17 protein-coding genes and 1 pseudogene are annotated in these 22,027 nt (G+C 56.0%); 11 read left to right on the top strand and 7 right to left on the bottom strand.

Translation table 11 applies throughout. From position 1 onward, the window contains the following. Nucleotides 1-101 precede the first annotated feature (101 nt). A complete protein-coding gene (locus AS19_RS09555) occupies nucleotides 102-1,595 on the top strand; it encodes an IS91 family transposase (RefSeq protein ID WP_046962009.1) in 1,494 nt (497 codons plus the stop codon). A 200-nt stretch (nucleotides 1,596-1,795) separates the two neighbouring features. Here AS19_RS09555 and AS19_RS14105 read toward each other — a convergent pair whose 3' ends face one another. From AS19_RS14105 to AS19_RS09535, 4 genes are all read right to left on the bottom strand, one after another. After that, complete coding sequence (locus AS19_RS14105; RefSeq protein ID WP_046962008.1) at nucleotides 1,796-2,068, bottom strand: hypothetical protein; 273 nt, start codon at nucleotides 2,066-2,068, stop codon at nucleotides 1,796-1,798. Nucleotides 2,069-2,089: 21 nt separating this feature from the next. Then, entirely contained in the window at nucleotides 2,090-3,625 is a 1,536-nt protein-coding gene (locus AS19_RS09545) for an AarF/ABC1/UbiB kinase family protein (RefSeq protein WP_046962007.1), read from the bottom strand. A gap of 43 nt (nucleotides 3,626-3,668) precedes the next feature. Further along, nucleotides 3,669-4,145: a hypothetical protein gene (locus AS19_RS09540; protein WP_046962006.1), complete on the bottom strand. Its 477-nt coding sequence runs from the start codon at nucleotides 4,143-4,145 to the stop codon at nucleotides 3,669-3,671. 114 nt (nucleotides 4,146-4,259) lie between these two features. Next, nucleotides 4,260-5,567, bottom strand: coding sequence for a diguanylate cyclase (locus tag AS19_RS09535; protein WP_158319818.1), 1,308 nt, complete (start codon nucleotides 5,565-5,567; stop codon nucleotides 4,260-4,262). Here AS19_RS09535 and AS19_RS09530 point away from each other — a divergent pair. The 5 genes and pseudogenes from AS19_RS09530 to AS19_RS09510 form a co-directional block, all read left to right on the top strand. Continuing rightward, nucleotides 5,469-6,086, top strand: a pseudogene (locus tag AS19_RS09530) (GMP synthase (glutamine-hydrolyzing)); the annotation flags it as partial. The gene AS19_RS09535 and the pseudogene AS19_RS09530 overlap by 99 nt on opposite strands. A 326-nt stretch (nucleotides 6,087-6,412) precedes the next feature. After that, the gene (locus tag AS19_RS09525; RefSeq protein WP_197463551.1) at nucleotides 6,413-7,519 is read left to right on the top strand and encodes an HlyD family secretion protein; all 1,107 of its coding nucleotides are present in this window, start codon (nucleotides 6,413-6,415) and stop codon (nucleotides 7,517-7,519) included. Further along, complete coding sequence (gene rbbA, locus AS19_RS09520; protein ID WP_011589127.1) at nucleotides 7,516-10,299, top strand: ribosome-associated ATPase/putative transporter RbbA; 2,784 nt, start codon at nucleotides 7,516-7,518, stop codon at nucleotides 10,297-10,299. The genes AS19_RS09525 and rbbA overlap by 4 nt, the downstream gene beginning before the upstream one ends. 3 nt (nucleotides 10,300-10,302) lie before the next feature. Beyond that, nucleotides 10,303-11,424, top strand: a complete 1,122-nt coding sequence (locus AS19_RS09515) for an ABC transporter permease (protein ID WP_011589126.1) — start codon at nucleotides 10,303-10,305, stop codon at nucleotides 11,422-11,424. 724 nt (nucleotides 11,425-12,148) lie between these two features. Next, on the top strand, nucleotides 12,149-13,600 hold the full coding sequence (locus AS19_RS09510; protein ID WP_011589124.1) for a catalase: 1,452 nt from the start codon (nucleotides 12,149-12,151) through the stop codon (nucleotides 13,598-13,600). Between the two features lie 285 nt (nucleotides 13,601-13,885). On the opposite strand, the gene AS19_RS09505 is transcribed toward AS19_RS09510, so the two are convergent. From AS19_RS09505 to AS19_RS09495, 3 genes are read right to left on the bottom strand one after another with little or no spacing between them, the layout of a single operon-like run. After that, nucleotides 13,886-15,082, bottom strand: coding sequence for an MFS transporter (locus tag AS19_RS09505; protein WP_046962342.1), 1,197 nt, complete (start codon nucleotides 15,080-15,082; stop codon nucleotides 13,886-13,888). After that, a complete protein-coding gene (locus AS19_RS09500; protein ID WP_046962005.1) occupies nucleotides 15,079-16,314 on the bottom strand; it encodes an FAD-dependent oxidoreductase in 1,236 nt (411 codons plus the stop codon). Before AS19_RS09500 ends, AS19_RS09505 begins: the two co-directional genes overlap by 4 nt. 56 nt (nucleotides 16,315-16,370) lie before the next feature. Further along, complete coding sequence (locus tag AS19_RS09495) at nucleotides 16,371-16,817, bottom strand: MarR family winged helix-turn-helix transcriptional regulator (protein ID WP_035461294.1); 447 nt, start codon at nucleotides 16,815-16,817, stop codon at nucleotides 16,371-16,373. 343 nt (nucleotides 16,818-17,160) lie between these two features. Between AS19_RS09495 and infC the strand changes: the two genes are divergently transcribed. From infC to pheT, 5 genes are all read left to right on the top strand, one after another. Then, complete coding sequence (infC, locus tag AS19_RS09490) at nucleotides 17,161-17,706, top strand: translation initiation factor IF-3 (RefSeq protein WP_035461397.1); 546 nt, start codon at nucleotides 17,161-17,163, stop codon at nucleotides 17,704-17,706. 38 nt (nucleotides 17,707-17,744) lie between these two features. Further along, nucleotides 17,745-17,939: a 50S ribosomal protein L35 gene (gene rpmI / locus AS19_RS09485; protein WP_007149690.1), complete on the top strand. Its 195-nt coding sequence runs from the start codon at nucleotides 17,745-17,747 to the stop codon at nucleotides 17,937-17,939. Nucleotides 17,940-17,964: 25 nt separating this feature from the next. Continuing rightward, on the top strand, nucleotides 17,965-18,324 hold the full coding sequence (rplT, locus tag AS19_RS09480) for a 50S ribosomal protein L20 (RefSeq protein WP_007151143.1): 360 nt from the start codon (nucleotides 17,965-17,967) through the stop codon (nucleotides 18,322-18,324). Between the two features lie 256 nt (nucleotides 18,325-18,580). Next, on the top strand, nucleotides 18,581-19,600 hold the full coding sequence (gene pheS, locus AS19_RS09475) for a phenylalanine--tRNA ligase subunit alpha (RefSeq protein ID WP_011589119.1): 1,020 nt from the start codon (nucleotides 18,581-18,583) through the stop codon (nucleotides 19,598-19,600). Between the two features lie 34 nt (nucleotides 19,601-19,634). Continuing rightward, a complete protein-coding gene (gene pheT, locus AS19_RS09470) occupies nucleotides 19,635-22,025 on the top strand; it encodes a phenylalanine--tRNA ligase subunit beta (RefSeq protein WP_046962004.1) in 2,391 nt (796 codons plus the stop codon). The last annotated feature ends 2 nt before the right edge of the window (nucleotides 22,026-22,027 follow it).

Below are 22,027 nucleotides of genomic sequence, written 5' to 3'. Positions count from 1 at the left end.
CTGGCAATGTCTAGCAACGGCAGGCATTTCGGCTGAGGGTAAAAGAACTTTCCGCTAAGCGATAGACTGTATGTAAACACAGTATTGCAAGGACGCGGAACATGCCTCATGTGGCGGCCAGGACGGCCAGCCGGGATCGGGATACTGGTCGTTACCAGAGCCACCGACCCGAGCAAACCCTTCTCTATCAGATCGTTGACGAGTATTACCCGGCATTCGCTGCGCTTATGGCAGAGCAGGGAAAGGAATTGCCGGGCTATGTGCAACGGGAATTTGAAGAATTTCTCCAATGCGGGCGGCTGGAGCATGGCTTTCTACGGGTTCGCTGCGAGTCTTGCCACGCCGAGCACCTGGTCGCTTTCAGCTGTAAGCGTCGCGGTTTCTGCCCGAGCTGTGGGGCGCGGCGGATGGCCGAAAGTGCCGCCTTGCTGGTTGATGAAGTACTGCCTGAACAACCCATGCGCCAGTGGGTGCTGAGTTTCCCGTTTCCATTGCGCTTTCTGTTTGCCAGCCGACCCGGGATAATGGGCCGGGTGCTGGGCATTGTCTACCGCGTCATTGCCACGCATCTGGTCAAGAAAGCAGGCTATACACACCACACGGCCGGGACGGGTGCAGTCACCCTCATCCAGCGATTTGGCTCGGCGCTGAACCTCAATATCCATTTTCACATGCTTTTCCTCGACGGCGTGTATGTCGATCACCTCAGTGGAACCGCCCGGTTTCGTTGGGTCAAGGCACCGACCAGCCAGGAACTCACCCAACTGGCACATACCATCGCCCAGCGGGTCGGCCGCTTTCTGGAACGCCAGGGTTTGCTGGAACGAGACGCGGAGAACAGCTACCTGGCTTCGGATGCGGTGGACGACGAGGCGATGAATTCACTACAGGGGCATTCCATCACCTACCGAATCGCCGTTGGCCCACAGGCAGGGCGCAAGGTGTTCAGCCTGCAAACCCTGCCGGCACGTGACGAGCCGTTTGATGACGGGGTAGGTAAGGTGGCCGGGTTCTCCCTGCACGCCGGCGTGGCGGCCAGGGCCGATGAACGTAAGAAGCTCGAACGGCTGTGCCGGTACATCAGCCGCCCGGCAGTATCCGAGAAGCGGCTGTCGTTAACACGAGGCGGCAACGTCCGCTACCAGCTCAAGACGCCGTACCGGGACGGCACCACGCACGTGATCTTTGAGCCGCTGGACTTCATCGCAAGACTGGCGGCGCTGGTGCCGAAGCCGCGTGTGAACCTTACCCGGTTTCATGGGGTGTTTGCGCCCAACAGTAAGCACCGGGCCTTGGTGACACCGGCAAAGCGGGGCAGGGGCAACAAGGTCAGGATAGCCGATGAACCGGCAACACCAGCACAACGGCGAGCGTCGATGACATGGGCACAGCGGCTCAAGCGTGTTTTCAATATCGACATTGAGACCTGCAGCGCCTGCGGCGGCGCCATGAAGGTGATTGCCTGTATTGAAGATCCGGTGGTGATCAAGCAGATCCTCGATCACCTGGAGCACAAAGCCGAAACCAGCGAGTCCAGGGCGTTACCCGAAAGCCGGGCGCCACCGGCTGAGCTGCCCCTGGGTCTGTTTGACTGACGAGCCTGAAAGCCAACGATACCAATCAAAATGCTGCGCTCACAGCGCCGCGGCAGGGATTCGCCGTGCCGGGTAGCGGGTATGGAGTCAGCCGTGGAGAAAAGAGGGGGAGTTTTCAGCGCACCGGGCTTCATGCCAGCCGGATTCTGGTGAGCATACAGGGTTGCAAGACGGCTGCCATGCAATTCAACCACAGGCCGCTACTGCTGGACCTGGGTGAAAAGGGTGTTTATTCTTCCTATACGCGCCGGTTTTCTGCCTGTGGCATCGGACATCGGACCATACACCAATTGCCCGATTCCCAAACCCAGAAACAGGAAGGTGATGACAAGTTGCTGGTCGTTTTTATCGCTTAAGGCAAATTCATTGCCGATATCCGGCAGCGCAGGCAGCATGGCATCAATGGACAGTGCCACCATGGAAATCATGGTGGCAGCGATGGCAATGAATTCCGCTAGTGGGGCTGTTCTCATCGGCAGCCCGCCATTAAGGGTTTATAGTGCCTGGCTGAGAGCCGGTCCCACGAGGTGGGGGAACAGATATTGGTTGACGTCGAGATTGGGTTTGTAATGAACAAATAAACCACCGAGAGTTGTAAAGACCCGCGCCAGCATTATGAATTCGGAAGGCATTTTTTCTACCGGGTCAGCTTCGGCTTTTGCCATCAGCGACTTGGCTTTGTCGACGATTTCAGACTGCGTCGGCCAATAACCGGCATCGTTGCTTTGTTTGAATGCGGCTTGCTGGATCTGGGATAAGAGGGCATCGGCAAAAGCCAGCAGGGTATCCGGTTTACCGCTGCGGGTTTTAAAACCCATGCCTAACAATAACGACGCCATATTATCACGTTCGCTCATCAAGGTGGCACCCAGCACTTTAAAATAGCCTTCGCGGAAGGAATCCGATAGTGCCATGGTGCAACCAAAGTCGAGAAGTACCAGTCTGTTGTCTTTTGTCACCAAAAAATTCCCTGGATGTGGATCGGCTTGAAATACCCCTGATTGCAGCACCTGTCGCAGATACAAATCCAGTAACCGGCCCAAAAGATCGGAAACCGCTTCATGATCACCAGTGGCCTGGCGTTGATCGAGCGCAACCATTAATGGCGTTCCCTCAATGAACTGGCTGACCAGCACTTTTTCCGTGCAATACGCCGATATTGGCTTAGGAACGACAATGCCCGCAACCGGATTGAGAAAGTCTCCGACCTGTTGCATCCATTTGGCTTCGATACGGTAATCCAGCTCTTCCCGAATCGAACGTTCAATTTCGTCGGTAATTGTGTCCAGATCCGTCGGCGGCAGCATTGATTGGATGCTGCTGGCAAACAGTTTAAGCATGGCCATGTCCAGATCCATAATGCGATCCAGTCCGGGACGCTGTACCTTAACCGCCACCCACTGGCCGTCGTGCAACTGCGCCCGATGTACTTGTCCAATACTGGCGGCGGCAATGGGTTGCTGATCGAAAACCTGAAACAGCGTCTCCAGTGGCGCGTCGAATTCGATCTCCAGAGTGTGCTTCACTGCACTAAATGGAATTGGCTGAGCCTGATCCTGCAATACCCTGAGCTCCTCAACCCAGGGTTTAGGCAGAATGTCAGCCCGGGCAGAAAGTAACTGACCAATTTTAAGGAACGCACCACCCTGTTTTAGCGAAACATCGCGAAACAGTCTGGCGTTTTTTCGATGCAGTTTGTTAAAGGCTTTCTCCGTATCACAGCGCCGCAAAAAAGCCGATTTTATGCCCCACACGCGGTAGCTGCTGGCGACTTTTGCCAGCATCCAGCCGGTTTCCTTCATGCGTTTTACCCGTTCCGGCCATTGTGCTGCCTGTTCAGCAATCGCCTGATATTCCTCAATAGCACCTTCCGCTCCTTGCACTATTTTTGTCCAGGCCGCCAATGTTTGTTCTGCCAGATCACGGCCTTGCCAGACAGTCTGCTCGACTGCTGATAGCGAAGCGTTAAGCACATTGAGCCACACTCGAAGGCCCTCATTGCGTGCCGTTTGCGAGGATGTTGGATTCATCTTTTGCTCCAGAAAATGATTTGTGTAGTCATAGGCGGGTCCGTTAAAGCTTTTCTATGCAATCTTCACACAGCCATACCGGCGGAATGCCCTGCAGCTGACTGAGCCCCCGGTAGGCCCGCTGCCCACGTTTTAGCTCCGCTTCACACTCGATGCAGTGTCCCGGTTTATTGACGATGACATCTTGCCAGGCTTCGATGTTATCCAGCAGCGTCTGGGTGGACAGCTTCTTCTGTGGGCAATCGTCGCCCCGAACACTGGCCGCCACCCGCTTGGCGTCTCTGCTAACCTGTTCCACCAACGCGCTGGAATCTGCGACAATGTGGTCCACCAGGGTAAAGGTATCCTCCAACACGTTGCGTATCAGATGGGATACAGACATGCGCCGCTTCTCCGCTGCCTGTTTCAGGGTGGTTTCCAGATCCTCTGGCACCCGAGCCTGGATAATTCGGTCTTTACGCTCCTCGTCGGAAGCGGGTTTGCGTCCCCGCCGTTTCGTAGTCGATGGGTTACGTGCCAAGGGATGCGCTCCTGTACTCAACAATTAATGTCATACAAAATATAACGACAATTATGCCGAGTCAATAGGCAGGTAGCAAGGAGGGTGTTGGCCGCAATGGCTGGGGAGGTGTGTTCAGGTGCTTTGTTTACGGGCACCACCGACCGCGACGCAGCGATTGCGGCCCTGATTTTTAGCCTGATATAAGCCGGAATCCGCCATTTCTATCAGGTCGGATGGGGTGTATCCCTTATCCGCGACGACGCTGGCGATTCCCAGGCTGGCGCTGATGGGGATTCGCAGATCCTGGTGTTTGAACACCAGATTCTGAATCGTGTTGCGGATGTTCTCCGCGACGGTGATTGCCTGCGAGCCATTGGTATCTGGAAGAATGACCGCAAATTCCTCGCCACCATAACGGGCAGCCAGATCACTCTTGCGGGAAATTTCATTTTTAAGTGCCAGCGCTACCGCCCGTAAGCATTCATCTCCGACCAGGTGCCCATAGTTGTCATTAAACTGTTTAAAGTGGTCGATATCGATCAGGATTAACGAAACTGGCTGTTGTGAGCGATTGGATCGTATGAGCTCTTTTTCCAGGATTTCATCAAAATAACGCCGGTTGTGAAGCAGCGTTAATGAATCCGTTACGGTGAGTCTGGCCATTTCGTTGTTGGCGCTCTGCAGATCGTGCATTGCCTTTTGCAGTTCCAAAGTGCGTTCCTGAACGCGATATTCCAGTTCCTGTTTGGCTTCTTTTTCAAGTTTCAGTATGTGTTCCTGAGCTTGTATTTTATTGTCTCTTTCGCGGTTGATTTCCATCTGCAGTTTCAGCATGTTCTTTTGTTGCAATTCTCGCTGCGTTCTCTCCCGGTTTATGCGCGCCGCCAACGCAATGGAAAGCAACAACATTTCAATCAGGAAGCCCACCATTTGGCTGTATTCGGTAATGTCGTTGTAAGGTAATATTCCTGCGACCATGAGAATGGTGAACATGGTACAAACCAGCAATGCACCCCAGGCGACCGCGTAATAGCGGGCAGAAATATTGCCCAGAGCAAGTAACCACACGGTACCTATGACAGCGCAAATGCAACTCAGTAGTGAGCTTTCCAGAGCGAAACCGGGGAACCAGCCGAAACCAATCAGCGATATCAAGCCCAAAGCCCAGTAGATGGTGATGATGTACCAGGCGATAGTGATCACCCGGGTATAGGACTTGAGATCCAGGAACTCTCTAAAAAACAAAGCAGCAGTAAAGAAGCTCAGGTTAACCCCGAGGGCAAAACCGTTTTTCTGCATCCAGGCTGACTGTTGCCAAACATAATGGCTGCCGATCCCGGTGATGAAGCGAGCAAATTGCAGAACGCTAACTGGCTCGCCCAAGGCACTATCTACCCGGACGTGATTGAGTCCGCCGCCAGTAAGACTGGCAAGGCCCATGTTATCAAGAGCCACCATAACGTGGGTGGCCTACCGGAAGATATGAAGCTCAAGCTGGTTGAGCCTTTGCGTGAATTGTTCAAGGATGAAGTGCGCAAAATTGGCTTAGAGCTGGGGCTGCCCTACGACATGGTTTACCGCCATCCTTTCCCTGGACCGGGGCTGGGCGTACGTATCCTGGGTGAAGTGAAGAAGGAATATGCTGACACCTTGCGTCTAGCGGATCATATCTTCATTGAAGAGCTGCGAGCGGCAGGCCTGTATCACAAAACCAGTCAGGCTTTTGCGGTGTTCCTGCCAGTGAAATCGGTCGGCGTGGTGGGTGATGCCCGTCGCTATGAATACGTGGTGGCCCTGCGAGCAGTGGAAACCATCGACTTCATGACCGCCCGCTGGGCGCACCTACCCTATGATTTCCTGGAACTGGTTTCCAGCCGGATCATCAATGAAATTCCAGGTATTAGTCGGGTGACCTACGATATTTCTTCCAAGCCACCAGCAACTATCGAGTGGGAATGATCACTCGTTAGGCACTAGCTGGTACTAACTGGCATTTAATGACAAAAAAGGCCCATGTTTTCATGGGCCTTTTTTGTTTTTATATCTGGCAGTCTTTGGCAAATGATGGCAGCGAGGAGCATCGATTGAGCGTGGTATCCAAGGTGGTATTATCGAGACATGAGAGGTAGGTTGAAGGGGGCATGGTACAGAGGGCTTGAATAACTTTCTCTTGGAGCAATCTGAAAACTGTTATAACCGTATAGCGTCAAGTTGCTTTGCCTTATCTGTGCTGGCTGATCGATGCCGAGTTCCGCCGATGTTCCACAAGAGCAGCAGGAATTTTTATGATGGACAGAAATTCGGGTCAAAAACTGACATTGAAGCGGCTCATAAGGGTGAACATTGCTCGGGTCGTCGTCGCCGCGATTGTCGTCGGCCTAGGCGCTTGGGCGTGGTGGTTTGTTCAACCAAAGGGTTTGCCAGAAGGCTTTGCTGCTGGCAACGGCCGAATCGAGGCCGTTGAGATCGACGTCGCGGCCAAGACTGCGGGCCGGGTCAAGGAGATCCTGGCTAACGAAGGCGACTTTGTCCGCGCCGGGCAGGTGCTGGCGAAAATGGATTCGGTCGTTCTGGAGGCACAACTGCGCGAGGCCCAGGCGCAGTTGCGGCGCGCGCTTATCGGCATAGAGACTGCGCAAAGCCAGGTGACCCAGCGAGAAGCCGAGAAGCAAGCGGCCGAGGCGTTCATTGCTCAGAGGAAGGCCGAACTCGATGCTGCGAAGAAGCGCCTTGACCGTACAGAAGAGTTGGCTTTGAAAGGGGCCGCGGCCCTGTCCATGCGGGATGACGATCGTGCCGCCTTCCAGGCGGCGAAAGCCGCAGTCGGCGCCGCGGAAGCGCAGGCGGCCGCCGCCCAAGCGGCCATAGGACGAGCCAAGTCGGATGTTATTGGGGCGCAGGCGTCGGTGGACGCGGCGCGGGCCACCATCCAGCGCATCCAGGCTGACCTTGATGACAGCGTTTTGAAGTCGCCGCGCGACGGTCGTGTCCAGTACCGCGTCGCTCAGCCCGGCGAGGTGTTCTCTCCGGGCGGCGTCGTGCTGAACATGGTTGATCTCGCCGATGTCTACATGACCTTCTTTCTGCCGACAGAACAAGCCGGGCGCGTCGCGTTGGGAACCGAAGCGCGGCTCGTGCTCGACGCCGCTCCGCAATACGTGATACCGGCCCAAATCTCGTTCGTCGCGGATGTCGCACAATTCACGCCCAAGATGGTGGAGACGGAAGAAGAACGCCAGAAGCTAATGTTTCGCATCAAGGCGCGGATCGACCCTGATCTGCTTAGGAAGCACCTCCACCAGGTCAAGACCGGCCTCCCCGGCATGGTCTATGTGCGCCTCGACCCGCAGGCAAGCTGGCCCCCTGAACTGCAACTCAAGCTGCCACAATGAAACGGGATACGAGCCAAACGTCCAATAACAGCGAGTTGGCCGCCATGCCGGTCGCCCGCTTGAGGAACCTGACCTTGCGCTACAGGGAGGTCCACGCGCTCGATTCCGTTAGCCTTGAGATCCCGGCCGGCTGTATGGCCGGGCTGATTGGCCCGGACGGGGTCGGCAAGTCGAGTCTGCTGGCGCTGATCGCGGGTGCCCGCGTGATTCAGGAGGGTGAGGTCGAGGTGCTCGGCGGCGATATGGCCAATGCGCGCCACCGCCGTAGCGTTGGTCCGCGCGTTGCGTATATGCCGCAGGGGCTCGGGCGGAACCTTTATCCGACGTTGTCTGTGCGCGAGAACCTCGACTTCTTCGGACGCCTGTTCGGGCACGACGGCGGCGAACGGGCGCGTCGCATCGAAGCGCTGACCGAGGCCACCGGACTCAAGCCGTTTCTCGATCGGGCGGCGGGCAAGCTATCCGGCGGGATGAAGCAGAAGCTCGGACTCTGCTGCGCGCTGATCCATGATCCGGACCTCCTGATCCTCGACGAGCCGACCACTGGGGTGGATCCTCTGTCACGACGCCAGTTCTGGGAATTGATCTCCGAGATTCGTTCTTCCCGAGCCGGTATGAGCGTGCTGGTGGCCACGGCCTATATTGAGGAGGCGGCACGCTTTGATTGGTTGGCGGCGATGGACGGTGGGCGGGTGCTGGCTTGTGACAGCCCCGAAGGTTTATTACAGCGTACAGGAATGGATTCGCTGGAAGCGGCCTTCATCCGGCTGCTGCCGGAAGACAAGCGCCGGGATTATCGGGCGGTTGAGATTCCATCGCGGTCGGAAGAGGCTGTCGATACCGCGATCGAGGCGCAGGATCTGACCATGCGTTTCGGCGATTTCACTGCCGTAGACCGTGTGAACCTGAGAGTCCCAAGGGGCGAGATCTTCGGTTTCCTTGGCTCTAACGGCTGCGGCAAGACCACTACCATGAAGATGTTGACCGGCCTGCTGCCGCCGAGTGAAGGCCGCGCCTGGCTGTTCGGGCAGGAGGTGGACCCGCACGACCTCGCCACCCGTCGTCGCGTCGGCTATATGTCACAGTTTTTTTCGCTCTACACCGAACTGACGGTGCGGCAGAACCTGGAACTGCACGCCCGGTTGTTCCAGGTGCCCGCCGCCGAGATTCCGCAGCGTGTGGAGGAGATGATCGAGCGCTTTGATCTGGTCACCGTGGTGGACAGTTTGCCGGGCCGACTGCCCCTCGGGCTCCGACAGCGCCTGTCGCTGGCGGTGGCCATGATCCACAAGCCCGAGATGCTGATCCTCGACGAGCCCACCTCGGGTGTCGACCCGGTTGCACGCGACGCTTTCTGGCGCATGCTGGCTGAGCTGTCGCGTCGGGATGGAGTGACTATCTTCATCTCCACTCATTTCATGAATGAGGCCGAGCGTTGCGACCGCATTTCGCTGATGCACGCCGGCCGGGTGCTGGTGACCGATACGCCTGCTGCTCTGATCAGCCAGCGGGGCGTGGAGACTCTGGAAGAGGCGTTCGTGGGGCATCTGGAGGAGGCGTTGCAGGAGGCCGAGAGACAACCAGAAGGGATAGCTTCGCTCGGTTTGGTTGATGCGTCAGCAGGCCATGTCGAACTACAGGGCTGGCGACGCCGGTTTGACCCCCGGCGCATGCTCAGCTATGCGTGGCGCGAAGGGCTGGAGTTGCGCCGCGATCCCATCCGGCTAACGTTGGCGCTGGTCGGTAGCGTCATCCTGATGTTCGTGATGGGCTATGGGATCAGCCTTGATGTCGAGGATCTCACCTTCGCGGTACTGGACCGCGACCAGACCACCGTCAGCCGCGATTATACGCTTAACCTCGCCGGCTCCCGGTACTTCGTCGAGCGGGCGCCGATTACCGATGATGCCGATCTCGACCGGCGGATGCGCGAAGGCGACCTTAGTCTGGCGGTCGAGATCCCGCCGGGTTTCGCGCGTGACATCGCCCGGGGCCGGCGGGTCGAAATCGGCGCCTGGATTGACGGCGCCATGCCGGCACGGGGAGAGACCGTTCGCGGCTATGTGCAGGGGATTCATGCCCACTGGCTGGCGACCAAGGCGCGTGAGGCCGGCTACGGCGAGGCTTTGGCGGGACTTGTTAATATCGAGACCCGGTTTCGCTATAACCCGGACGTCAAGAGCCTGGTGGCGATGGTGCCGGCGGTGATCCCGCTGCTGCTTATGCTGATCCCGGCTATGCTCGCGGCGCTCAGTGTGGTGCGGGAAAAGGAGCTCGGTTCCATCACCAATTTCTATGTCACGCCGACGACGCGGCTTGAATTCCTGCTCGGCAAGCAGTTGCCCTATGTCGTGCTGAGCTTCCTGAGCTTCCTGCTGCTCACGCTGCTCGCGGTGAGCATCTTCGGCGTGCCGCTGAAAGGTAGCTTCCTGACGTTGGCAGTGGGTGCGTTGCTCTATGTCGGCACCGCGACGGCCTTGGGGCTCCTTATCTCTACCTTCATGCGCAGCCAGATCGCGGCGATCTTCGGCACGGCGGTGCTCACTATCCTGCCTGCAGCGAACTTCTCGGGCATGATCGATCCGGTGTCGTCCTTGGAAGGAATGGGCCGGCTGATTGGCGAGGTCTATCCGACCACGCATTTCTTGATGATTGCGCGCGGCACCTTCTCGAAGGCCCTCAATTTCTCCGATTTACATGCCGCTTTCATCCCGTTGGCGCTGGCCGTGCCGGTCCTGACCGTGCTGTCCGCCGCGCTGCTCAAGAAGCAGGAGCGGTAGCCCATGCGCCTTGCCAATATTCTCCACCTTGGGGTCAAAGAGTTACGCAGCCTCGTCCGCGACCCGATCATGCTTGTGCTTATCGTCTACGCCTTCACCATTTCGGTCTACACGGCGGCCACGGCCATGCCGGAGACCTTCAACAAGGCCCCGATCGCGATTGTGAATGAGGATCGCTCTCCAGTGTCATGGCGCATCGTCAGCGCCTTTTACCCGCCGTACTTTGTTCCCCCCGACGTGATCGACCAGGCCGAGATGGATGCCCGCATGGATGCCGGCATCGACACCTTTGCCCTCGACATCCCTCCCGACTTCCAGCGCGACCTGCTGGCGGGGCGCAGGCCAACGATCCAACTCAACGTCGATGCCACGCGCATGAGCCAGGCTTTCAACGGCAGCGGCTATATTCATAGCATTGTGAGCGACGAGGTGCGGGCCTTCGCGCAGCGCTACCGCGAGGTTCCGGAGTTACCGGTCGATCTGGCGCTGCGGGCGCGCTTCAATCCCCAGCTCAACAAGTCGTGGTTTGGCGCCATCATGCAGGTCATCAACAACGTGACCATGCTCTCCATCGTCCTCACGGGCGCGGCGCTGATCCGCGAGCGCGAGCATGGCACGGTCGAGCATCTGTTGGTCATGCCGGTCACCCCTTTCGAGATTATGACGAGCAAGGTGTGGGCGATGGGGCTGGTGGTCCTGGCCGCCACCGCCTTCGCGCTTACTGTCGTCGTGCAGGGCTGGCTGTCTGTGCCGATCGAAGGCTCGCTTACGCTATTTCTGGCCGGGGCGGCGCTGCATCTTTTCGCAACCACCTCGATGGGCATCTTCCTCGGCACCGTCGCCCGCTCCATGCCGCAGTTCGCCTTGCTACTCATGCTGGTGCTGCTGCCGTTGCAAATGCTCTCCGGTGGCTCGACACCGCGCGAGAGCATGCCGGAGGCTGTCCAGTACATCATGCTCGCCGCGCCCAATACCCATTTCGTGATGCTGGCCCAGGCGATTCTGTACCGCGGCGCGGGCTTCACGGCGGTCTGGCCGCAGTTCCTCGCCATCGCCGTGATTGGGTCGGCCTTGTTCGGCTTCGCGCTCGCCCGGTTCCGTCGCACCATCAGCACCATGGCTTGAGCATACAAAAAAGACAGGGACAAAAGGTCAGGACGCCCTCGCTGGCCGAACAGGCCCAGAAAATTATTCACTAAATGTCAGGTTCTTAGGAGCCGCGTGGCTGGAATAGCCAACGCAAGAACGAGCCGGCGCGTTCGGCGTTACCTTGACCTGGTAGAACGTGCGCCTGAGCGATAACCACGTCCCGCGTACCCGCGAGTTCAAGGCCCAGAATGAGGTCGACGAATTCGGAGCCCTCAACCTCTCAGTGCGACTTTAGGGTGTGGCTTAGAGTATTACGCTAATACCTGAATGCTTGCTTCTCGAATTCATGCCTCGAAACGAATTGGATGAGTTGGGAAAGTGCGCTTGGATGATGCGCCGTCGCCCAGTTTCTCTTTCTGGTTCAATTGTTTGTGGTGAATTATTTTACAGAAAGGCCCATTTTCTCATGGGCTTTTTTGTCTCTGTTTGGCCGCCGATTACGTTTCGTAAAAGCGAGTAAAACTGGCCATTGGTTTAATGCGTTGTTGTTGTTTTGGGAGTACTACTTGGATCGACCTTTTGGATCGTTTTTGTTGCAGTACACGGTTAAGGGGGCGAACAATTTTTAAGCATGTTCTAATCATGGTGTTTTCATGGGTCTCGCACTCTGTGCGATACCGAAATACGCGCCGTAATATTACTACTCAGCGATAGACTCTTAATGTTCATTGGGGGTCTATGAGCGATACAGGAGTAACACATGAGCGATAAACCAGCGAAACCCACCACAACAGATGGTGGCATCCCAGTAGCCAGTGATGAACACTCCCTCACAATAGGAGCGGACGGGCCGATTGTCCTTCACGATCACTATTTGATTGAGCAAATGGCGAATTTCAATCGCGAGCGTATCGTAGAGCGCCAACCCCATGCGAAGGGCGGCGGTGCGTTTGGCCACTTCGAGGTGACCAAGGATGTAAGTGCATACACTAAAGCTGCAGTATTTCAGCCCGGCACCAAGACGGACACTCTGATTCGATTTTCTACGGTAGCCGGTGAGCGCGGCAGCCCAGATACTTGGCGTGACCCACGAGGCTTTTCGCTGAAGTTTTACACCAGTGAAGGCAACTATGACATGGTGGGTAATAACACGCCGGTTTTCTTCGTGCGGGACCCAATGAAATTCCAGCACTTTATCCGCTCGCAGAAACGTCGCGCCGACAACGGCCTACGCGACCACGATATGCAATGGGATTTCTGGACGCTTTCGCCTGAGTCGGCGCACCAGGTGACTTGGTTGATGGGCGATCGCGGTATACCCAAGACGTGGCGTCACATGAATGGCTATTCCAGTCATACCTATATGTGGATCAACGCCAAGGATGAGAAGTTTTGGGTTAAATACCACTTCAAGACCGATCAGGGTATTGAATGCATGACCCAAGATGAAGCCGACAGCATGGCCGGTAAAGATGGCGACTATCACCGCCGTGATCTGTTTGACTCCATCAAAAACGGCGATTACCCAAGCTGGACTCTGCACATGCAGATCATGCCGTTTGAGGATGCCAAGACCTATCGGTTAAACCCTTTCGATTTGACTAAGGTGTGGCCGCACAGTGACTACCCCTTAATGGAAGTCGGCAAACTGACGTTGAACCGCAACCCGACTGATTTTCACACCGAGGTGGAGCAAGCCGCATTTGAACCTAATAACCTCGTGTCCGGCATCGGTTTGTCCCCCGACAAAATGTTGCTAGCTCGTGGCTTCTCATACGCGGACGCTCACCGTCACCGGCTGGGGGTGAACTACAAGCAGATTCCTGTCAACAAGCCAAAGTGTCCGGTGAACAGCTACAGCAAGGACGGAGTGGGGCGTACCGAAAATGTTTCCGATCCGGTTTATGCGCCGAACTCCTACGGTGGGCCAGAAGCTGATCCGCAACGGGGCCAGGATGGTACGCAGTGGTATGCCGATGGCGACATGGTTCGCCAAGCGTACACGTTGCGCAAAGACGACGATGACTTCGGTCAGGCGGGAGCCTTAGTACGCGAGGTACTTAACGACGAAGAGCGTGATCGCCTTGTAGATAACATTGTTGGTCACCTGTCTGCGGGTGTATCCGAGAGGGTTCTGCAACGCGCGATTGAGTATTGGTGCAATGTTGATAAAACGCTGGGTGATCGTATTGCCAAAGGTCTTAAAGGCTAGTGGCTGCATGAACCGCAGGGTGGTCGACGTTTAGGTTTCTGCGAAGACGTTTTAAACCCCCGCTAGCAGGCCTTTCGTCAGCCTGAGGCAGCCGTCAATGGTTGTCTCAGGTGCTACAAGGCGTTCAGTTACTGATTGGCCCTAATCCAAAGAAATACACAGGTTATCGTTGGCGTTTATGCTCGGCGCCGAATCACTGAAGGTTCGGTCTAGCGCCCAATTGCTAAAGGGCAGATAGAGCTCTTCCTTCTCTCTACATTTCTGTTGGTTTGTTACGGTTTATAGCTAACAGTTCCGACGGCGGGTGTTGATCGCCAAGCCAAATAACACCGGCACTAGCAGTGCCAATCCGAGTATCAAATTGATAGCTCCTTGTACGCTCCCCGTATGTGTCCAGTAGCCTGCAATTGCCCAAGGTGCAACGGCCCGTGCCAGCGACATGGGAATCAGCATGATGCCGTTAATTCTCCCGTAATAGTGGCGGGACAGTAGCTCGGGAACGGCCATTGCGCGAACGATGGTGAAGATGCCATTGGCGCCACCGTAGAGTAGACACAGCGCAACCAGCGTTAGCGTGCTGGGCGGAGCTTTGAGCAGCACAATGGCAACGGGGAAGGTGATACCGGTGAGCAGGCCCAGTTGTCTTATCGTGATCTTTTTGAAAAGTAGTATCAGTACCCTTGCACCGACTTGGGCAGGACCAATGAGCGCTATGGCCAGGACCACGGATTGGGTGTCATCAGAGCGCGCGACCAGCAGGGGGTAGAGGTGATACGTGAAACCTGAAAACAGGGCCATGTAAGCACAGAATGATGCGCTTAAAAGATAAAATGTTGGCTGCCGCAAGATGGGGGAAAGGGACGGTTGATTTGCGGCGACGGTTTTGGGTGGTGTGACGTTGCGTGCTGTTGTGGCTGGCGGAATGGCCCAGTAATAAAGTGGTGCGGCGATGGCCAGGTTAATGGCGGCAAGAGACAGCAAGGTGCCGCGCCAGCCTAATGCATCCAGCATGGACTGCACCAAGGGTACGAACAGGGTGCTGGAAAAGCCTGCCCAAAGGGTTATCGCGGTAATGGCTGAGCGTGCCTGCTGAATGTTCAATTGACGAACCACCACAGCAAAAGCGGGCTCATACAACAATGTGGCTTGAAGCCCAGCCAGCGTAATGATGGCTGCATAAAAGGCGGGCGCCGTTGCGGCATAGGACCATAATAGCGTGGTTAGTGATGCGGCGAAGGTTGCCCCCACCATAATCTTGCGGCCATGCCCACGGTCGACCAGGGTGCCAACCGGATAAGCCATGGCTGCCGCGAGAAGTAAGCCGGCAGTGGCCGCACCGTAAATCGAACTGCGGCTTATTCCTGTGTCGTTAATCATCGCCTCTGCTATCAAGGGGAAGCTGTAATACAGCACGCCCCAAGATACCAGTTGCGCAAGGCCCAAAGCGGCAACAAAGCCATATTTAGCGGGCTGCACATTCATCCCGGGCACGTGGGTGCCGCGCAGGGTTGAACTGGAGTTGGCTCCTCTTCGCTGTCCAGCGCGGAGATCACCGATAAAACCTGCTTATAACCGGTGCGAAGCAAAAAAGTGGGAGCCCGACCGTAGCTTTTTATGCCAACGATATAGAGATTCGATTCAGGGTGAGACAGTTCGGCTGCGCCATGCTCAGGTACGGAGCCACAGCTGTGCATGTTTGGGTCGATCAAAGGCGCTAGCCTGGTGGGGCTTTGTGTGGCCGGATCGATAGTGGTGCGAAGCTCGGATAACACACTGAGGTCAGGACGGAAGCCGGTTGCCGCAATGATGCGGTCAACAGGAGGAAGTGACTTGCCATTACTGTGTACGATAAGGCGGTTCCCGTCTTGGCTAATGGTGTCGACCTCAATGCCGGTATGAACGTGTATTCGGCCTTGCTCGAGTAACGCTTGTATATGCACCTCCAATGCTCTGCGCTCTTGGAGTTCATCATTAGCAGGCGAGCGAACTACGTTAGTGACGGGTTCGCTGCGAACAGCCCAATGCACTTGCATGCCGGCGCTTTGTTCTGAAAGTCTAACCAGGTCTTGTAAGGCATTAAAAGCCGAGTGACCGCCGCCAACCACAAGTATCGATTTGTCGGTGTAGTGTGCACGGTCAACGCCAAGGACATCAGGAACGCCGTAGCGAATGGCGTTGGACGCAGCATTTTCTCCTAATGCAGGAATGCCATGGGCGCCAAGCCAGTTGGGCGTTTGGTAGGTGCCTGAGGCGTCGATTACCGCTTGAGCGGTGACGTCGTGCTCTCCATCAGGTCCTGCAATGCGGAGCACAAAAGGGGTGTCGTCCCGTCCTTTTGTGCGTAATACATCATGGTTGCATCGACTCACATGGAGAACCCGGTTGTTAAGGTGCAGGTGCGAGGCGATTTTGGGGTGGTTGGCTAGCGGCAATACATAATGCTCTAGGAGCTCTTTCCCGGTGGGAAACTTCGCTAGCGAAGGTTCGGTCCAGTTACCTTGGTTCAGCAGCTCAACGGCGGCAGGGTCGATGTTGTACGACCAGGGTGAAAACATGCGGACATGTCCCCAGCGAGCAAGATGGGCGCCGGCCTGCGTGCCCGCCTCAAAGATGATGGGTGTGTAGCCGCGATTAAGCAGATGAACGGCGGCGCTGAGGCCAATCGGGCCTGCGCCGATAACGGCGACCGGGAGAGTGGCGAGTGTTTTGTGCATACTGTCATCCTTCTTGATCTGTTGGTACTGACAACAAAATAGTTAAAAAAATGCCGCTATGAGCCTAGGCGAGCGCGGGCCGCAGCGGTCAGCTGGCGGATCAAGGTCAGGGCGCCATCGACCACTTCCGGGGGCAGGTTCTTTATCATTGAGGCTTCTTCAGCCACCAAATCCTGGCGGATCGTCTGATACAGTTTTTTGCCCTCAGGCGTCAGCGAAAGTTGCACCGCGCGTTGATCTGACGGATCCGGGGTTTTCAGCACATATGCCTTGCGCAACAGGGAGTCGACGACTCTGCTGGTCGTGCTTTTGTCCAGATACATCTCCGAAGCCAGGGCCTGCAGCCGTAAAGGGCCACGCTTTACTAGGGTTTCGAGCGCATAGCACTGAGCCACGGATACGTCGTGGGAACAAATGTAATCGCGATCGCGGAACTGGTGAACCCGTATCAACTGATTGACGGCTTCATACAGCTGTTCGGCACGATCTGTACTGGAGGACATAGATAATTGTCTAAACGTTTATGTTGTTACTGGCAACTATATTAATGGAATCGGCACAGTGCAACATCACGCGTAAGTAAATATGGATGTGATGCTTGAAAAGTAACCGGATTTGCTTAAAATACCCATCCTTCCTGGGAGTTGGGGCCAGTCTTCAAAAGGGTAGCCCGTGCTTCGATTAGGCTTTCAGGTAGAACTCATTCCGTTTCAGCTAGTTGCGTACGTCGGCCAGAGTAAGGGTCGGGGTTGTTGTGCCCGTTGTGGTGGCATACAATGCGCGCCTATTTACTGAGGCGGTGAGGCTACTCGCCTCGTTTTCGACAACAGATTGGAGGTTCACGACATTAAGCGTGGAGGCAAAGGCCGCGAGCAGCGCGCCAATACAAATCAGCAAATCCAGGCAACCGAAGTTCGGTTGATTGATGTGGATGGTGAGCAGGTCGGTATCGTCAGCCTGCAGGACGCCTTGGAAAAGGCCACTTCTAAACAGCTGGATCTGGTGGAAATCTCCCCTGGTGCAGAACCACCGGTTTGCCGAATTATGGATTACGGCAAACATCTGTTCGAGGCTAAACAAAAGGCCAAAGAGGGGCGCAAAAAGCAGCGTCAGACTCAGGTCAAGGAAATCAAATTCCGTCCCGGCACCGATATCGGTGACTACGATGTGAAACTGCGTAACCTCATTCGTTTCCTTGAGGCCGGCGACAAAGCAAAAATCACCGTCCGCTTTCGCGGTCGGGAGATGGCTCACCAGGAACTGGGCCGGGAACTTCTTGCTCGTATCGAGAAGGACTTGGAAGAATACGGTTCTGTTGAGCAACGTCCGAACATGGAAGGGCGCCAGATGATCATGGTGCTCGGCCCGGGCAAAAAGAAGAAGCAGTCCTAACGGACTGTTTAATTAATTCATCAACTTGAGAAGGTACCATGCCTAAAATCAAGACAAACCGTGGGGCTGCCAAGCGTTTCAAAAAAACCGCCTCCGGTTTCAAGCGCAAGCAGGCATTCAAAAACCACATTCTGACCAAAAAGTCTTCCAAGACTATTCGTAAACTGCGTCCGAAGCAGGAAGTCCACGAGAATGATGTGGCTCTTGTTAAACGCATGATGCCCTACGCATAACTTTTACGGATCTGGAGACTAAACAATGGCACGAGTAAAACGTGGTGTGCAGGCGCGCCGTCGGCACAAGAAAATTCTCAAGCAGGCTAAAGGCTACTACGGTGCCCGCAGTCGTGTATTCCGCGTAGCGGTACAAGCCGTTACCAAAGCCGGTCAGTATGCTTACCGCGACCGTAAGGTTCGTAAGCGTCAATTCCGTCGTCTGTGGATTGTGCGTATCAACGCGGCTGCGCGTTTGAACGGTCTGTCTTACAGCCGTCTGATCAATGGACTGAAAAAAGCGTCCATCGACATCGACCGTAAAGTACTGGCGGACATCGCTGTCCGCGATCAGGCAACCTTTAGCGCTTTGGCCGAAAAAGCCAAAGCGAGTCTCACCGCCTGATTTACTGTTCGGTCTTAGACTGAACAGCATACTCAACGGGGGAAGAGTTCGCGCTCTTCCCCCGTTTTTGTTTGAAAAAAGACCAGTTGAAAGTTGAAAGTATAAAGTTGAAACGCGGTTGGGTTTTAATGCCAATCGAGTGGCTTTTCCCCACGCTTTACTGGGGCGCGGCTTTAGCCGTGTCGGGTCGTATCTTTCTGGAATCGCGCTTTGCAACTTTCAACTTTCTTCTGATTTAAAGACTGCGGAGTCTTAAATGGAAAATCTCAATGCCCTGGTCGACGCTGCTCTGGCAGAGGTCGAACAGGCTGGCGACATTCGGGCCTTGGATGATGTGCGGGTAAAGTACCTGGGCAAGAAGGGTGAAATCAGTGCCCTGATGAAAGGCTTGGGTAAGCTGAGCGCTGAGGAGCGCCCGCAGGCGGGTGCGGTGATCAATGAAGGCAAGCAAAAAGTCCAAGACGCCATTGCCGATCGCAAGAGTGCAATGGAGGAAGCGGCGTTAAAACAGCAGCTTGCCAGTGAAACCGTTGATGTCACCCTGCCGGGGCGTGGAGAGTTGCCGGGTGGGTTGCATCCGGTAAATCGTATGCGCCGTCGCATTGAAGATTTCTTCCTGCGTTTGGGCTTTGACATTTCCGAAGGCCCTGAAGTGGAAGATGATTTCCACAATTTTGAAGCGTTGAATATCCCTAGCCATCACCCGGCCCGGGCCATGCATGACACCTTTTACTTTGGTGATGGGCGTTTGTTGCGTACCCATACCTCACCGGTACAGGTGCGGGTGATGGAGCAGGGCAAGCCCCCGTTCCGGATTATCGCCCCGGGTCGAGTGTATCGTTGTGATTCGGATTTGACCCATACCCCCATGTTCCACCAGGTGGAAGGCCTGTTGGTAGATAAGGGCATTACCTTTGCGGACCTGCGTGGCACCGTGGCGGAATTCCTGCGTTACACCTTTGAAGTGGAAGATCTGCCGGTGCGTTTCCGTCCCAGTTATTTTCCGTTTACCGAGCCAAGCGCCGAAGTCGATGTGGGCTGTGTTAGCTGTGGTGGAGAAGGCTGCCGGGTGTGTTCGCACACAGGTTGGATCGAAATCATGGGCTGCGGCATGGTGCACCCAACGGTGCTTGAGGCCGGCGGCGTTGATGCCGAAGAGTACAGTGGTTTTGCGTTTGGTATGGGCATCGAACGTATCGCCATGCTCCGTTATGGCGTAAACGATTTGCGGTTGTTCTTTGAGAACGACACCCGCTTTTTGTCCCAGTTTGGCTAACGCCTCCCGCGAACAAGTTTAAGGAATTTCGACAATGCGTTTTAACGAAGCCTGGTTGCGGGAGTGGGTTAACCCGGCCATTGATACCGAGACCCTGGTACAACAACTGACCATGGCCGGTTTGGAAGTGGATGCCGTGGAGCCCGCTGCACCGGCCTTTACCGGTGTTGTGGTTGGGCAGGTTGAAAGCTGCGAACCGCACCCGGATGCAGACAAGCTGAGTGTTTGCCAGGTCACAAACGGTACCGACACGGTGCAGGTGGTTTGCGGTGCATCCAATGTGCGTGTCGGCCTGAAAATGCCTTTCGCCCAAGTGGGTGCAGTGCTGCCTGGCGACTTCAAGATCAAGAAAGCCAAGCTGCGTGGCCAGGAATCCAATGGCATGCTGTGCGGTGCTTCCGAGCTAGGCCTGGAAGACCTGATTGATGGCTTGATGGAGCTACCGGAAGATGCGTCGGTGGGCACGGATTTCCGTGACTATCTGAGCCTAGACGACACCGTCATCGAGGTAGATCTAACGCCTAACCGGGCGGACTGCCTGAGCCTGCGTGGTATCGCGCGAGAAGTAGGGGTGATGAACCAGACGGCGCTCACCGAAGCTTCCATTAGCAAAGTGGCCCCTGCCATCGACGACAGCCTGACCGTGACGTTGGCGGACAGCGCCGGCTGCCCCCGTTATCTTGGCCGCGTCATTAAAGGAGTGGACGTCAATGCCGCCACTCCACTGTGGATGGTAGAGCGCCTGCGTCGAGCTGGCCTGCGCACCATCGACCCGATTGTGGACGTGACCAACTATGTGTTGGTAGAGCTGGGCCAGCCGCTACATGCATTCGACCTGGCAAAACTGAACGGTGGCATCACCGTCCGTAAGGCCAAGGCTGAGGAAAAGCTCACCACTCTGGACGACCAGGAGCTGACCCTGCGCGATGACACTCTAGTGATCGCAGATGATAGTGCTGCTTTGGCGTTGGCCGGTGTGATGGGGGGCAAGCCCTCATCAGTGACCACGGACACGCAAGACATCTTCCTAGAGTGTGCCTTCTTCGCGCCGTTGGCTATTGCTGGCAAGGCTCGCTCTTACGGTTTGCACACGGATTCTTCTCACCGCTTCGAGCGGGGTGTCGACCCACAACTGCAAAACAATGCCATTGAATACGCCACTGCCTTGATCCAGAAAATTGCCGGCGGTCAGGCTGGCCCTGTCACTGAAACGGCGGACGAAGCGCAGCTGCCCAAACAGGCTGAGCTCACCTTGCGTGCCGAACGCATCGAGGGCTTGCTGGGGATGGGCCTTCCCGCTCAACAAGTGGAAGACATTCTCAGCCGCTTGGGCATGGACATCTCAGCCAAGGATGAGGGCGAAGAGTGGCGCGTGCTGGCGCCCAGCTGGCGCTTTGATATGGCCATCGAACAGGACTTGATCGAAGAGTTGGCGCGTATTTACGGCTATGAAAAACTGCCTAGCCGCGTGCCCGCGGGCTCACCTTCCGGTGATACCGTTCCAGAGCATATTGTGGCACTGCGGCGTTTAGCCGACACCCTGATGGACCGGGGCTACCAGGAGGCTATTACCTACACCTTCGTAGAGCCAGGCCTCTTGGCTAAAGTGGAACCCCGAGTAGAACCGCTGCCATTGCTCAACCCGATCTCTATGGATCTGGGTGTCATGCGTACCACGCTGTTGGCCGGATTGTTCAGTACCGCCCGCCACAATTTGAACCGCCAGGCTGATCGCCTGCGTCTGTTCGAGACCGGTCTGCGTTTTGTCCCTACCGATGCGGCAGACGTGGAAGGCGGGCTAGCCCAGACGCCCATGATCGCCGGCCTGCTTTACGGCAGTGCCCAGCCGCAGAACTGGGAAGGCAAACGGCCGGTAGATTTCTTTGACCTGAAAGGGGATGTGGAAGCCTTGCTGGCCTTGTCCGATGCGGATGCCTTCAGTTTCGAGCCCGCCGAGCATCCGGCGTTGCATCCAGGACAGACCGCTGCGCTGAAACGTGACGGCGAGATCGTTGGTTATCTGGGGCGGATTCACCCACGGCTAGCGGCAGATCTGGATCTGCCGGGTCAGCTGTACGCCTTCGAGCTGGCCCAGGCGCCATTGCAGCAAGGTGTCCTACCGAGCTTCCAGTCGGTGTCTGATCAGCCACGCATGCGCCGTGACCTGGCCTTCGTGGTGGAGGATAGTATCCCCGCAGGTGAGCTAATCGCGGCGGTGCGTTCTACCTGTGACGAGCGTCTCACCGGGGTCAATATTTTCGATATATATCAAGGTGATAGCATTGGTGAAAATCGTAAAAGCCTCGCTTTGGGCTTGACCTTCCAGGACCGTTCGCGCACTCTTAAGGATCAAGAGGTGAATGACTTGGTGGATGCCGTAGTATCCCAGTTAAAACAACAGTTTAACGCCATCTTAAGGGTCTGAAT

It is taken from the genome of Alcanivorax sp. NBRC 101098 (genome assembly GCF_001010505.1).
GTDB lineage: Bacteria > Pseudomonadota > Gammaproteobacteria > Pseudomonadales > Alcanivoracaceae > Alcanivorax > Alcanivorax borkumensis.
Note: the sequence above shows the minus strand (reverse complement) of the source record. Positions and strands in the feature narration are given on the sequence as shown.